At 72.0% G+C, this 13033-nt stretch carries 11 protein-coding genes; 2 read left to right on the forward strand and 9 right to left on the reverse strand.

Annotation, left to right across the window (positions count from 1 at the left end; all coding sequences use genetic code 11):
• The first annotated feature begins 45 nt into the window (after positions 1-45).
• On the forward strand, positions 46-954 hold the full coding sequence (locus tag KQY30_RS05300; protein ID WP_217305799.1) for an NmrA family NAD(P)-binding protein: 909 nt from the start codon (positions 46-48) through the stop codon (positions 952-954).
• A gap of 134 nt (positions 955-1088) precedes the next feature.
• On the opposite strand, the gene KQY30_RS05305 is transcribed toward KQY30_RS05300, so the two are convergent.
• Positions 1089-1760, reverse strand: a complete 672-nt coding sequence (locus KQY30_RS05305; protein ID WP_217305800.1) for a winged helix-turn-helix transcriptional regulator — start codon at positions 1758-1760, stop codon at positions 1089-1091.
• Between the two features lie 456 nt (positions 1761-2216).
• Here KQY30_RS05305 and KQY30_RS05310 point away from each other — a divergent pair, with 456 nt between their 5' ends.
• Positions 2217-4967, forward strand: a complete 2751-nt coding sequence (locus KQY30_RS05310; protein WP_217305801.1) for a BTAD domain-containing putative transcriptional regulator — start codon at positions 2217-2219, stop codon at positions 4965-4967.
• A 184-nt stretch (positions 4968-5151) separates the two neighbouring features.
• Here KQY30_RS05310 and KQY30_RS36195 read toward each other — a convergent pair whose 3' ends face one another.
• From KQY30_RS36195 to KQY30_RS05350, 8 genes are all read right to left on the reverse strand, one after another.
• Entirely contained in the window at positions 5152-6543 is a 1392-nt protein-coding gene (locus tag KQY30_RS36195; RefSeq protein WP_254406959.1) for a hypothetical protein, read from the reverse strand.
• Positions 6540-7121: a phage tail protein gene (locus KQY30_RS05320; RefSeq protein WP_217305802.1), complete on the reverse strand. Its 582-nt coding sequence runs from the start codon at positions 7119-7121 to the stop codon at positions 6540-6542. The genes KQY30_RS36195 and KQY30_RS05320 overlap by 4 nt, the downstream gene beginning before the upstream one ends.
• Positions 7122-9068, reverse strand: coding sequence for a putative baseplate assembly protein (locus tag KQY30_RS05325; RefSeq protein WP_217305803.1), 1947 nt, complete (start codon positions 9066-9068; stop codon positions 7122-7124).
• The gene (locus KQY30_RS05330) at positions 9065-9478 is read right to left on the reverse strand and encodes a GPW/gp25 family protein (protein WP_217305804.1); all 414 of its coding nucleotides are present in this window, start codon (positions 9476-9478) and stop codon (positions 9065-9067) included. The genes KQY30_RS05325 and KQY30_RS05330 overlap by 4 nt, the downstream gene beginning before the upstream one ends.
• A gap of 7 nt (positions 9479-9485) precedes the next feature.
• Positions 9486-9767: a PAAR domain-containing protein gene (locus KQY30_RS05335; RefSeq protein WP_046500474.1), complete on the reverse strand. Its 282-nt coding sequence runs from the start codon at positions 9765-9767 to the stop codon at positions 9486-9488.
• Positions 9768-9846: 79 nt separating this feature from the next.
• Positions 9847-11709 (reverse strand): VgrG-related protein, encoded by a 1863-nt coding sequence (locus KQY30_RS05340; protein WP_217305805.1) that lies wholly within the window; start codon positions 11707-11709, stop codon positions 9847-9849.
• Positions 11709-12512 carry a LysM peptidoglycan-binding domain-containing protein gene (locus tag KQY30_RS05345; protein WP_217305806.1) on the reverse strand — a complete coding sequence of 268 codons (804 nt, stop codon included), beginning with the start codon at positions 12510-12512 and terminating at the stop codon, positions 11709-11711. Before KQY30_RS05345 ends, KQY30_RS05340 begins: the two co-directional genes overlap by 1 nt.
• A complete protein-coding gene (locus tag KQY30_RS05350; RefSeq protein ID WP_217305807.1) occupies positions 12509-12946 on the reverse strand; it encodes a phage tail protein in 438 nt (145 codons plus the stop codon). The genes KQY30_RS05345 and KQY30_RS05350 overlap by 4 nt, the downstream gene beginning before the upstream one ends.
• Between the last annotated feature and the right edge of the window lie 87 nt (positions 12947-13033).

Here is a 13033-nt window from a genome sequence, read left to right on the forward strand (position 1 = left end):
CGAACATATGAGCGAACGAAGAAAAGCCCTACGAAAGGTGTCCAGATGTCCCATGACGACAGGCTGTTCCTGATCACCGGCGCGACCGGCAAGACCGGGAGGGGGACGGTCGAGCTGCTGCTGGAGCGCGGCCACCGCGTCCGCGCCCTGGTGCACCGCGAGGACGAGCGCTCCCGCAAACTGGCCGAGGCCGGTGCCGAGATCGCCGTGTCGGACCTGCACGATCTCGACGGTGTGACCGCCGCGGTGCGGGGCGTCAGGGGCGCCTACCTATGCCATCCGATCCTTCCGGGCCTGATCGAGGCGACCGCCAACTTCGCCCAGGCGGCGACCGAGGCGGGTGTCCGGTCCGTGGTCAACATGTCGCAGATCTCCGCCCGCCGCGAATCGGGCAGCGAGGCCGCCCGGCAGCACTGGCTGTGCGAGCGCCTGCTGGACCGCACCGACCTGCTCACCACGCACATCCGGCCGACCTTCTTCGCGGAGTGGCTCACGAACTGGTGGGAGAAGCGGGACGGCCAGGGGTACCTCCGGCTTCCGTTCGGCGACGGCCGCCACGCCCCGATCGCCGCGGCCGACCAGTCCTACGTGATCGCCGCCCTGCTGCTCGACCCCGAGCCGTACGACCGTGCCGCCCCCACCCTGCACGGCCCGGTCGAACTGGACCACCACGACATCGCCCGGATCATGTCCACGACGCTCGGCTTCCCGGTGCACTACGAGCCCATCAGTGTCGAGGAGTTCGCGTCGGCCATGACCGCACGCGGAGCGCACCCGCACTTCGTCCAGCACTTGAGCAACGTCGCGGTCGACTACCAGAACGGCGTCTTCGCCGGCACCAACCACAACGTGGAGCAGATCGGCCACCGCGCTCCGCTGTCCATCAAGCAGTTCGTCACCGAGCACAGGACCGACTTCGACACCAGCGGCCCCTATTTCGTCCCCGCCCTCTGACTTCAAGGCAGGAATTGGCGAAGAGCTCGGCGCCGAGTACTTCCGGGCGGCACAGCCGGATTACGAATCGTTTCTCCGAGGCGGGAACCGAGACCATGTCATCCGTGGTCATCACGGGTGCGTCCAAGGGAGGGTCAGGCCTCTGCCACGCCTCCGCCGGTTCCGTCGGGCAGGGTGAACATCTCGAAGAACGACCGAGCCGCGCCGGAATCGCCCGCGACCACGAGTTCCCCCGCGGCGACCGCGTGTTCCACACTCATCTGACCCCTGACAAGGGAATCGAATGTCTCCCTGCCGCAGGTCAGCCGCAGATCCGGTCTGATCGGCGCGGGTCCCACCTCGGCCCGGACCCGCTCACCGTCGGCGTGCAGCCAGAATTCCTCACCACCTACGTCGAGTTGCGTGAGCGCGTCAAAGCTCACTGCCTCCGCAGGGGCCGTCAGCCGCATGGCCGTCACACTCCAGGCGGTGCGGTCGGTGTATTCGGGCGGCGGGTCCTCCAGGCCGGCCCCCCAGTCGACGAACGACCTCAAAACGGGAACCAGGGCCTGTCCGCGGTCCCCCAGCTCGTACGCTCCCCAGCGCCCCGCCCCGGCCGGCCGTGTGCGCCGGACGACGTCGTACTGCTCAAGGTGCTTGAGACGGGCTGCCAGAAGGCCGTTCCCGATGCCGGGGAGCGCGTCGAGGAGCTCGCCGTAGCGGCGCGGGCCGAGGGTGAGTTCCCGCACGATCAGCAGCGTCCACCGCTCGCCCAGCACATCGAGCGCCCGTGCGAGGAAGCAGGACTGCTGATAAGACCTGGCCATGGGCTTGCCTCCGGAAGGAGCGGCGCCGCGGTGCTCCTCGGTCAGGTCGTCAACGCTACTCCTTTTTGAACCGGCCGGCCCCTCGGCCCTGGACCGGCATCCGCACGGGGCAACGCCGAATGACCTTCCTTTCGGCGTCGGGCTATCGCCGCTGAAGACCGGAGGAGGAGGCCGCCGCGTGCCCTCCTGACGCGCGTGGTCGCGCCACGGACTGGCTGCATCCGGCCCTTCCGGGGAACGCCTCTTTGCGATTGGCTGTTTCCCGTCGCCCCGAATGAGGAAAAGCGCCAGGAAGGGCCTCCATTGCCGTGCGCCCCACGTACGATCCACGGCCCGGGACCAGGAAAGTCTCCCCGTACCGGCAATGCCGCGCAACCAAAATGAGCAGCGGAACAGTGACAGTGCAAGGACACCGCCACCGAGTGGGTCCGGGGAGCCGATCACGGAGGCAGGGACATGACGAGCACATTACCGCCGGAGCAGTGGACCACCTTTCGGATACCCACCCTGGAGACCCTGTCCCGGGGACGTCTGACGGAGCAGTTCACCGACTGCGCGCTGGGACTGGCCGTCGCCCCGCCGGGCTTCGGCAAGACAACGCTGCTCGCCGAGGCGGCCCGGAGCCATCCGGGGCCGGTGACGTGGTACCGGGCCAGACTCGGCGCGGACGAGCAGGAGTTGCTCACCGCACTCGAGTACCCGGCGGATTCCGGTGACGGGCTCCTCGCGGCGCCGGACCAGTCCCGGACGGCGCCGCGCAAGGGCCGCGGCGGCACGGCCCGGCGGCTGATCGTCATTGACGACATGCACCTGCTGCCCCCGGCCGTCCGTGCTCTTGTCGTACGCCTCGGTCAGCTCGCCCCGCCCCACCCCCGGATACTGATCGGCAGCCGCCCCGCCCCCGGTCTGCCCGTCGCCGCGCTGGAGGCGGCGGGCGCCACGGTCGTCGATGCCGAGGCGATACGTTTCCGCTCCTGGGAAGCGGAATGCCTGTTCGATCAGCTTTACGACACCACGCTGAGTCCCGGCATCGCGTTGCCGCTCATCCGGGCCTCCGGCGGCCGGGCTGCCGCATTGCGGCTGTTCGCCCGTGCTGCCGCCGCCCGCCCCGACGCGGGCCAGGAGCGGATCCTCGCCGACGCGATGTTCGCCCGCGACTACCTGGAGCGAGAGGTCCTCGCCCCGCTGCCCGGCCGGCTGCGTGACTTCCTGGACGCGACCTGTTTGCTGGACCCGCTGACCGTCGCCGGCTGCCAGGCGCTGACCGGCCGGGCCGACAGCCGCGACGCCCTGTGGAGCCTGGCCCACGATCACGGGGTGCTGCGCGCCGAGCCGGACGGACGTACGTATCTCACGGAACCTCTTCTGCGGGACTGTCTGCGCGCCCGGCTCGCCGAGACCGTGGACGGCGACGAGTTGGTCCGGCTGCGGGGCCGGGCCGTGGCGTGCGGTGCCATCGGCCGTTCGGACAGCCCGGCCCGTACACAACCGCAGCCGCACACCGTCAGGTGGACCGGCAGGCCCTCGCGGTCGGGGGCCGTCATCGACTCCCCGCCGGCCGTGCTCGCCACGGGCCAGGACACACTGTCGGCGGCTCTCGCACCGGCCGCCGTCGGCACACGAAGCGGTGCCGACGGTGGTTTCGGCGAATCGGCCACGCTCCTCCTCCAGGGGATCGACGCCGCGCTGACCGGCGGCGTGGCCGTCGACGCCGCCCTGCGCCGCACCCTGGTGGGGGCCGGAGACGACGCGCTGGTCGGGCTCTCCGTACGGTTGACCCGCACCGCGCTGGCCATCATGGCCGCCGGCCCGGCCGGCCCGGTCCCGTACCAGGAGCTCCAGCGGATCGCGTACGACGCCGAGCGGCTGGACCATCCATGGCTCAGCCGGGCCGCCCGCTCCCTGCTGGGCCTGGGACCGCACCCCGAGGACCCCGGGCAGACGGCCGCCGTCCTCGACGAGTGCACCCGGCTCGGCGACCGGGAGGGAGCCGCGCTCGCCGCACTCGCGCGGTGCCTGCGAACGGTACGGGACGGCCGTCCCAGCGTCGGCAGGTTCGAGGAGGCCGTCAGCCGGTTCCGCGCGCTGGGCTGGAGCGTCCTGGAAGCGTGGTGCCGGGCGGCCCTCGCCGTCGTCGAGACCGGGCGCGACCTTCCGGACGCGGCGCAGCGCGCCGTACAGGCCGAGGCGTTCGCACGGTCGGCCGACGTACCGGGTGCGCGGGCGCTGGCCATGGGCGCGATGGCTCTGGCGGCGCCGGAGACAGCGGGCCGGGCGGAGTTGCAGGAGGCGGCCCGCTCGACCGCCCGGTCCGCGAGGCTGCCGGACACCGTGCTGGGGAGCTGGCTCGCGGCCCTCGCTCCGTCGTCCGCCGGCCAAGCCCCCGACGGGCCGAGAACGGAAGTGAGACCCCGGACCGGGGCGTCGAAGTCCCCCGCATCGGGGACCTCGGCGGCGGAGCCGGTGCCAGGTGTGACGGTGCTCTGTTTCGGTTGCTTCGAGTTCAGCGTGGCGGGACGCGAACCGGACTGGTCGCGGCTGCGCCCCAAGGCTCGGGCGGTGCTGCGGCTGCTCGCGGTACGCGCCGGACGGCCCGTCCACCGTGACCAACTGCTGTCGGCCTTCTGGGAAGGGCTGCCACCGGCGTCGGCGCTGCACAACCTTCAGGTGACGGTCTCCAGCCTGCGTACGTTCCTGGAGCCGGAGCGGCCCAGAGGCGGATCGCGGCTGATCGTACGGCAGGGGGACTCCTACCGGCTGGCCCTGCCGCCCGGCAGCGTCAGCGACGTCGCGGCATTCGAACGCGCGGTACGCGACGGCCGGCGCGCCCGTGCCCAGAACCGGCCGGACGACGCGGCCGACGCGTTCCGCCTCGCCCTGGACCAGTACACGGGCGAACTGCTGCCCGAGGACGGGATGGCCGAGTGGCTGGCCGCCGACCGGGAACGGCTGCGCCGGGAGGCGGCCGGCTCGGCGGTGGCGCTGGCCGAGATACGGCTCGGCCAGCGCCGTCCGGCGGACGCCGTGGAGGCCGCCGAACTCTGTCTGGAGATCGACGGATTCCGCGACACCGCGTGGCGCGTCCTGATCCGGGCGTGCGAACAGGCCGGCCTCACCGCCGACACCGCGCGGGCCCGTCGCGGCTACGCGGACATGCTCGCCTCCCTGGGCCTCCCGCCGTCCGCCTCCGTCCGGCATCCGGTGTAGGGGAGGGCGCCGGGGTACGGGGCCGGCCACATGCCCGGGGCGTGTCCGGCGGATCTGCGACGCGGCGAGGTGCCGCTCGCCGCAGCAGCGGCTGATGTCGCTACGGCGTCGCGGACTCACCAAGATCCGCCGGACGGGGCCCGGGCCGGCCGGGACGGGCCGGCCCCGGGCCACTCCCCCGGGGTCAGCGCCTGCCGAAGAACTCCACCTCCGCGATCGCCGTGTGCCGGTTCTTCTCCCCGGCGCCGTAGCTGGACCTGATGATGAACCGCACCGCCCGGATGTTCGTCCCCTTGAGGTCCAGGGTCTGCGGTCCCGGCATGTCCTCAAGCTTCAGTTCCTTCTTCTCGACCTCACCGTTGGGACCGCTCAGTTCGACGTCGAGCACGGAGGGCCGGGCCTGCTTGAGGAAGTCGTCCTTGTCGGCGGAGATCCCGCCGTGGATGATGACCTTCTCCAGCCTGACCGGCTGCTCGAAGCGCGCCTCCAGATACTGGCCCTGCCCCGCCCCGGCCACCGCTGGCGCCCAGTACCCGTTGTTCGAGCCGTCGAAGGCGTCCGCCGCCGGATGGGCCTTGAGCTGGCTGGACGCCTCCGAGAACGCCGGGTTGACGGGGGTGGTCTTGGCCGTCCGGTCCAGGACGGAGTTGAAGGCGCTGCTCAGATAGGACCGCGCGAGGAATCCCCCGCCCAGCAGCAGCACCAGCACCAGCGGGATCGCGAGGCTCGGCCGGCGCCAGGCCCGGCCCGCGGGGCGTTCGCCGGCCGTCAGCCTGCGGGGGGTCCGCCGGAATATCCGCCGCAGCAGCCGCTCCCACCACGACAGCCGCTCCTCGTCCGCCTTTCTTGCGGCGAGGACCGCGCCACAGCGGACGCACAGGGTGCGGGTGCGCGGGTTGGGCTCCGAGCAGTTCGGACAGACCAGGTCATGGGCCACGGTCCGGGAGGCGGCCGCGGTTCCGGTGTCCGACCCGCCCGAGTCCCTGTCCGACGCCGGGTCGTCGTCGACCGGGTCCGTCGGCCGCTCCCCCGGGCGCCGGACGGTACCGGGGACCCCCGCCGGCGTCGGCGGTGTCCGGGGCCGTACCGGGGCGACCGGGCCCGCCGGCTTCCGCGCCGCCGGTTCGGGCTGTGCTTCGGGCCCGGCTTCCGGGACCGAGGGCGGCGCCTGGGCCGGTGCCCGGCCCTCGGCCGGCGTCGCCGGAACCGGTGGCCCGGCGGGTACGGTCCGCGCCTGCGCCGATTCCGGCGCGGGACCGGCCGGGGCGACCGGGGCAACTGGGGTGACCGGGGGAACCGCCGTCCCGGTCCCGCCGGACGGCTGCGCCGCGGGCACCCCGGTCGGCGGGGCGGCCACGCCGCTCACCGCCCCCGCCGCCCCGGACGTCACGGGCCGTTGGGCCACCGGTCCGGAGGCCGTCGCGTCCGGGGTGGTTCCGGCCCCGGAGTTCGCGTCGTTTCCGCCCCGCGTGTCCGGCTCCCAGTCGAGAAAGAGCTCGCAGGATCCGCAGAACACCGTGCCCGGCGCGTTGCGGTGGCCGCAGTCCGGGCAGATCAGCCCGGCGCCGCCGCTCATGACGCCTCCGCGAGGGGCAGCAGTTCGACGTCGTAACCGACATGCGCCGGCACTTCCTCGCTCACCAGCCGCCGCAGCCGCTCGGCCTCGGCCTCGTCCGGGTCGGCCACTCGCAGCCGGACGGTGACCCGGGGCCGCCCGTCGGCCCGGCCGGGCAGCGGACTGCGCGGGGTCATGGACCACGACGCGCCGCCCGTCTCCTCGATCTCCGGTTCCGCGCCGAATCCGAGCCGTACGGCGTCGGCGAGCCCGCCCCGGGTGCCGCGCCGCCGGTGCCGTTCCATCGCGCCGGTGACCGCCGCCCGCCGCTGCTCGGCGGACCGCCCGTCACCGGTTCCGGCAGCCTGCTCGCCGTCCACGTCGACGGCCACCCAGGTCGCGATCCACGACAGGAAGTCGTCCGGCGCCGTGCGCGGATCCAGATGGGCGGGCAGGTTGTCGAGGGTGAGCAGCACCGGCGCCAGTACCTCGTCCAGCCCCTCCAGGAACCGCTGCAGGAAATCCTCCCCCAGATACACGGCGGGGAGTTGGTACATCAGGGGGTGGGGCGTCGGCAGCCCCGGGACGGTGCCACGCATTCAGGCCTCCCGCACTCTGAGTTGGTGCTCGTAGGAAAAAACCAGGGCGTACGGGTCGAGCACGATCCTGGTGGTCTGCTCGGCGCGCTGCCCGGTCAACGGGTCGGCCGGGAAGAGCCTGACGTCCTCCACGAGGTCGACGCCGGGCACCCGTTGGAGCACCGCGTACACCTCGCCCGCGTGGATCGGCCGGCCGAACGGCCAGCCCTGCCCGGCCGGTCCGCCGGTGAGCGGGTTGAAGTACCCGTACAGGGCCGCCAGCGCCTCGGCGCGGATCCAGTCGGCGACCGTGCCGCGGGCGGCCAGGACGGACGCCACGACGGTGACGCCCTGGTAGTAGGGCGGCTCCACCACCAAGCGGGTGCCGATGGGGCGCCGTTGGTCCAGATAGTCGGCAACCGCGCGCAGCGTCTCCTGGGGCGGCACCATGTCGTCGAACCGCAACCGCCCCTGGTCGTCGCCCTGGACGGCGGGCACCACGAGCAGCCGTACCCCGTTCTCCTCGCCCTCCCCGGCGGGGACGCAGCAGACCCTCGCGGCGTCCGGCGCGACCTCCCGGGCCAACTGCTCGTAGTCGCGCGGGACGACCGCCCGGTACAGGCTGCGCAGTGTCATCGGCCCGCGGACCTTCGCGTTCTCCACGCTCTCGCCGTCGACCCCGCCGACGGCCGCCCGGCGGTTCTCGACCCGCGCGACGAACGGCAGCGAGCTGCGCAGCACGCGCAGCGCCCCCTTGGCGACGTTGCCCCGGCGTCCCCCTCCGGTGCGGTAGGCGCGGATCCGTACGGGCGCGCCCTTGGGGGGAACGGCGCCGTAGTAGCGGATCGTCCCGTCGGGCTCCCGGACGGCCGGGCCGAAGTCGACGCGGCCGGAGTTCGGGTCGAGCGTCATGTGCGTTTCGTCGGGGCCGGACTGGGCGAAGTCGTCGACGCGGCTCCACTGCGACCAGCCCGAGCCGTCCGCCACCTGGACGACGAACGGCTCGTCGCCGGGGACGACGGGCGGCCTCGCGACATGGAACGACTGACCGGGCACTCCCTCGGACAGGCCCAGGACCTCGTCCCTCACCGTCTCGGCGTGCACGGCGTCGACCGTCCCCCCGATGGTGAACGCCTCCGCCTCGCGGACCGTCGGCGAGTGCAGATAGGTGGGCTGGTCCGGCTCGGCGGGTACGAGCCGGCAGCGCACCCACCCGCCCGGCCTCTTCACCATGACGGACTCGGTGTGCGTGCTCGGCAGGTGCAGGACGACCTGGCCGGGGCGGTTGAAGCCGCCGGTCGTGTCCTCCTCGACGTCACAGCGCGCCCACGCCTTGCCGTCCCACGCCTCCCAGCGCAGTGGCGGGCGCAGGGGGTCGACACCGACGCCGTCGACGCGGCAGTCCAGGCGCAGCACGACAACACCGGCGGGGACGGGGTTGGTCAGGCCGAAGTACAGGGCGTCCCCGGGGGCGGGCGTCGCGCCGAAGCAGGGGACGTCCCGTGCCAGGGCGAGTTCCTGGGTGCGGTCGACGTTGTCTCCCCCGCTGTGGCGGGTGGCCAGCCGGTCCAGCGCGCACGGCACGATCGGCAGGTCGCGGGACGTGGTGAAGACGACCGCCTCCTCGCTCTCGGTCCGTACCGTGGCGACCTCGGCGCCCGCTCTGACACGTACGGTCTCGGGCTGCGGCGCGGACAGCCAGAACGTGACGTCGGTGCGGGCGGCGGTCGGCGGGTGCAGCCGTACGCCGATCAGGTCGAGGAAGGAGAGGTAGCTCTTCTCCGGTACGCGGTTGAGCCGGTAGAGGAGCTGGTCGACCATGGTGGCGAACGCCTCGATGAGGGTGACGCCGGGGTCGGACACATTGTGGTCGGTCCATTCGGGGCAGCGCTGCTGGACGAACCGCTTGGCGTCGTCGACGAGTCCCTGGAACCTGCGGTCGTCGAGATTGGGACTGGGCAGTGTCACGAACCTGCGCCTTCCTCGTGCGGAGGGATCACATAGAACGGGAAGACGAGGTTGCGGGGGTCATTGGTGCCGCGCACGATGTAGCTGATGTCGATGTACAGCACACCGTCCTCGACGGCGTCGAACCGTACGTCGATGCCCGCGACCTCGATCCTGGGCTCCCAGCGGTCCAGCGCGAGCCGGACCTCGTAGGCGAGTTGGCCGGCGGTGCCGGCGTCGGCGGGCGCGAACACGTAGTCGTGGACGGCGCAGCCGAACTCCGGGCGCATGGGCCGCTCGCCGGGGCTGGTGGCGAGCACCAGCCGGATGGATTCCTCCAGTTCCCGCTCGCCGTGCACCAGGGCGATGGATCCGGTGGCATCGGTACGCGGCGGAAACGCCCAGCCCGCTCCGACGAACTGCTCACCCATCGGTCCGTCACCCGCCGATCAGAACGGTCGGGCAGCCCACGACGATCGGGGCTCCGCAGGCAGCGGTGTCGCCCATCCGCGCGGCGGGCCTGCCGCCGATCAGCACGGTGGGACAGCCCGGCGGGATGATCACGGACGGCGGGTGGACGGCCGGCGGCGGGAAGGCGCAGGTGTGGGTGGTGCCGACGGTGGCGGCGGGCATGCCGCCGATGAGGACGGTGGGCACGCCGGGCGGGCCCACCACCCCCGGATGGCCGGTGGCATCGCCCACGCGGGCGGCGGGTGGCATGACGGGCACTCCCTTCGGTCGTAACTCGCGCTTGTTCAGTCCCTGGGCCGTGCCGCCGGCCGGCCGACGGCACGGCCCGTCAGTTGATCTTGACCAGACCGGCGTTGATCGAGCACATCGCCCCGCCCTTGATCTCCGTGCGGGAGGTGCCGTTGACAGCGACCTGAGTGCCCTTCACATCCACCCCGCCGCTTGTCTTCAGCCCCACCTGGCCGCTGCCGCCGTCCACTTGGACGCCGGTCTGCGCCGTCACCTTCACCGACTTGCCGATCAGTTCGAGCGTGCCGCTGCCCGCGTCCATCAGCGCGCCGTTGCCCGCCTTGACGGTGACCTTGTCCTTGGCGTCGATCTCCACCGTGCCGTCGCTGTGTACGACGATCTTGGTGCCCTTGCGGTCCAGGTCGATGGTGAGCTTGCCGTCGCCGGTGACCATCCGCACGCCCTGCGCGCCGGAGGCGTTGTCGAGCAGTTCGAGCTGGTTGCCGCTGCGGGAGGAGAACGACCGCCGGTTGACGGCGCCGCTGGTGCCGTCGATCAGTTCGCCGCTTCCCGTGGACGGCTTGTCCTGCCCGTTGAACAGGCAGCCGAGGATGTAGGGGCGGTCGAGCCGGCCCTGCTCGAAGCCGACGAGCACCTCGTCGTTGACCTCCGGGACGAACGCCGAGGTGCCCTTGCCGTTCTTGCCCCCGCCGCCCGCGGACTGCACCGTGCGGGCCCAGTCGCTGACGTAGTCGTCCGACAGCCAGGGGAACTTCACCTTGACCCGGCTCAGCTTCTCCGGGTCCTTGGTGTCGGTGACCAGGCCGATGACGATCCCGTCCGCGTCGGGGTGCCGGCCGGTGGCGCCACCGGCCAGCGCCGACAGTGAGCGTTCCTGCTGACCCGAGACCGTCACCCATGTCTCATAGCCGCGCAGCGCATCGAAGACATGCCTGGACGACGTGACGGTGTACCGGCCCTCGAACGGCGCGCCGACCCCGGACAGCGCCACCGCGCCGCCCGCCCGGACCTCCGGATTGCCCTGGATCACCGCCTCCATCTCGGCGAACGACCCGGCGATCCGCTGCGCCAGAGCCTTGGCGACCTGCTCGACCCTGGCCTGCTCCCGGTAGGCGGTGTCGGTCACCACGAAGTCGGCCTTGCCGAACGGGCCGACCGCGTCCGCCGGGCTGATACCGAGCTGGACCGTGTCGGCCCTGCCCGCGTCGGCCCGGCCGACCAGCGCCTGCTTGGTCTTGGTGTCCCAGCCCCGCACCTCCACCTGGGAGACCTGCTCGGCGGCGGTGACCCCGGCGCGGCAGCGCAGCAGGTTCTTGCCCAGTTCCAGCACGAGCGGATTGCTGTCGGAGCGGGCCGAGGAACCGGGCGCGCCGGACGCCTCGGTGGGCTTGGTGACGTGCAGCGCGCCGTCGATGACATACGCCTCCGCCCCGGCGTCCTCGGCCAGCCCACGCACGAACTCCCAGTCGGTGACGTTGGGTTGCACAACGTGTTCGAGGACCGGGCCGGAGACGTCGATCTTCCCCGTGGAGAGCCCGGCGCGCTGGGCGACCTGGCGGCAGATGTCGGCGACGGTCATGTTCTGGTAGCCGACGACCCGGCGGCCCCGGAAGAGCCGGTGCGCCTTGTCCGCGCCACGGACGATGGTGAACGTCCCGGTCTCGTCGAAGTCGATCTCCAGAGCGGTGACCTCGCCCTTGAGCAACGGTTTCGGCGACCCGCCCGATCCGGACCCGGCCAGCAGCCGCGCCTCGACACCGATCTTGATGCCTGCCTTGTCCAGCAGGACCCGGCTGGGGTCACGGAAGCGCAGTACGAACAGGTCGGGCAGGCTACGGCTGTCGTCGACGTACCCGTCCACCAGGGTGTTGGCGAGATCCGCCGGCAGCTTCGTCCCGCCGATCTCCACGACCAGCGTCTTGGCAACGGTGTCGTTCGCCATCAGGCATCACTCCGACCGGTGCCGGACCCGTACGAGGCCGCTTCCGCCACGGTGTCGAGCTCGTCGGCCGAGGGCAGCAGCAGTTCCCGGCCCTCCGCCAGCCGCAACGGGTCGTCGATCCCGTTGACATCGGCGATGATCCGCCAGGCCGCCGGATCTCCGTACTCGGCCCACGCCAGGGCCTGGAGCGTGTCACCGGAGCGGAGCCGGTGGACACGGCGGGCGGCGAGCGCCCCCGATGTCGGGTTCTGGCCGGCGGTCTCGCCGCTGATCTCCTCCATCGTCACCTGGCAGACGGCCCGGATCGGCACCCCGGAGGTGGTGAACAGCGTGTACTTGACCTGGACCTGGCTCACATAGCCGGGGAACCCGGTGATGCCGCCCCAGTGGAAGACCACCCACGGCGGCGAGGACCGTTGCGCCTGGCGGGTCTCGCTGGTCGGCACGCAGCAGGCGAACAGCTCCTCGACCGCCTTGACGACGCTGGTGTCCTGGGTGTCACTCGCGTCGAAGAACATCTCGACGGTGAGCTTGCTGGGCTGCGGCCCCTGGTACTCGGGCGGCCCGGCGCTCTTCGCGCCCTTGGCGGGGGTGCGCTTCCAGGACGCGGACTTGTTGAGGCTGAGTTCCTTGGGGTTGAACTGGAAGTCGATCCGGCCGCAGGGCCCGCCGGGGGTGAGGCTGCCTCCCGACGGCGGGGTGCGCAGTTCCAGGTAGGCGTGCTCCAGCTTGGGCCGTACGTCGCGGCCCCCCGCGGCCGACTTCCCGCCCCCGGCCGCGCTGAACGCCACGGGTCCGCTCATGCCCCGACCTCCGTCGTGAAGCCGTGGTGCGCGATCTCGATGGTCTCGACGGCGACCTTCGGCGACTCCGGATTGAACGTCGGCCCGGTCCAGCGCACCGGCACCACCTCCAGCAGTCCCCAGCGGGCGACCATGATGCCGTCACCGGTGCGTGCCTCGATGTGGGCGGTCTTGCGGGCGAACCCGGTGGTCATGCTGGCGAACCAGGTGGCGACCTTCTCGGTGTCCTTGGTCAGCGGCCGGGACAGCTTGACGTTCGAGTACTTGAGGCGGGTCGGCAACTGCCAGACGTGGCCGTTGTTGCCGCCTTCCTCACGTGGTTCGAGCACCACCTCGCAGCCCAGGCCCTCACAGGTGTTGAACGAACCCAGCTCGATACCGTCGATCGTGACGACGAAGCAGACGGAGACCGCCGGGTCCTCGGTAGTGGGCATCGGATGCCCCGCCTTTCTGTTGAGCTGCTGCCGGGTGTCGTGCTGTTCGGTGTTGGCTGTTGGTGCTGTGCGTGCGCTGTGTGTGCC

The sequence above is a fragment of the Streptomyces sp. GMY02 genome, from assembly GCF_019056675.1.
GTDB lineage: Bacteria > Actinomycetota > Actinomycetes > Streptomycetales > Streptomycetaceae > Streptomyces > Streptomyces odonnellii.

What these genes read in the sequence shown, in the direction of transcription:
- KQY30_RS05300 (WP_217305799.1), top strand. Translation starts at nt 46, where the DNA reads ATGTCCCATGACGACAGGCTGTTCCTGATCACCGGCGCGACCGGCAAG.
- KQY30_RS05305 (WP_217305800.1), bottom strand. Translation starts at nt 1,760, where the DNA reads ATGGCCAGGTCTTATCAGCAGTCCTGCTTCCTCGCACGGGCGCTCGAT.
- KQY30_RS05310 (WP_217305801.1), top strand. Translation starts at nt 2,217, where the DNA reads ATGACGAGCACATTACCGCCGGAGCAGTGGACCACCTTTCGGATACCC.
- KQY30_RS36195 (WP_254406959.1), bottom strand. Translation starts at nt 6,543, where the DNA reads ATGAGCGGCGGCGCCGGGCTGATCTGCCCGGACTGCGGCCACCGCAAC.
- KQY30_RS05320 (WP_217305802.1), bottom strand. Translation starts at nt 7,121, where the DNA reads ATGCGTGGCACCGTCCCGGGGCTGCCGACGCCCCACCCCCTGATGTAC.
- KQY30_RS05330 (WP_217305804.1), bottom strand. Translation starts at nt 9,478, where the DNA reads ATGGGTGAGCAGTTCGTCGGAGCGGGCTGGGCGTTTCCGCCGCGTACC.
- KQY30_RS05335 (WP_046500474.1), bottom strand. Translation starts at nt 9,767, where the DNA reads ATGCCACCCGCCGCCCGCGTGGGCGATGCCACCGGCCATCCGGGGGTG.
- KQY30_RS05340 (WP_217305805.1), bottom strand. Translation starts at nt 11,709, where the DNA reads ATGGCGAACGACACCGTTGCCAAGACGCTGGTCGTGGAGATCGGCGGG.
- KQY30_RS05345 (WP_217305806.1), bottom strand. Translation starts at nt 12,512, where the DNA reads ATGAGCGGACCCGTGGCGTTCAGCGCGGCCGGGGGCGGGAAGTCGGCC.
- KQY30_RS05350 (WP_217305807.1), bottom strand. Translation starts at nt 12,946, where the DNA reads ATGCCCACTACCGAGGACCCGGCGGTCTCCGTCTGCTTCGTCGTCACG.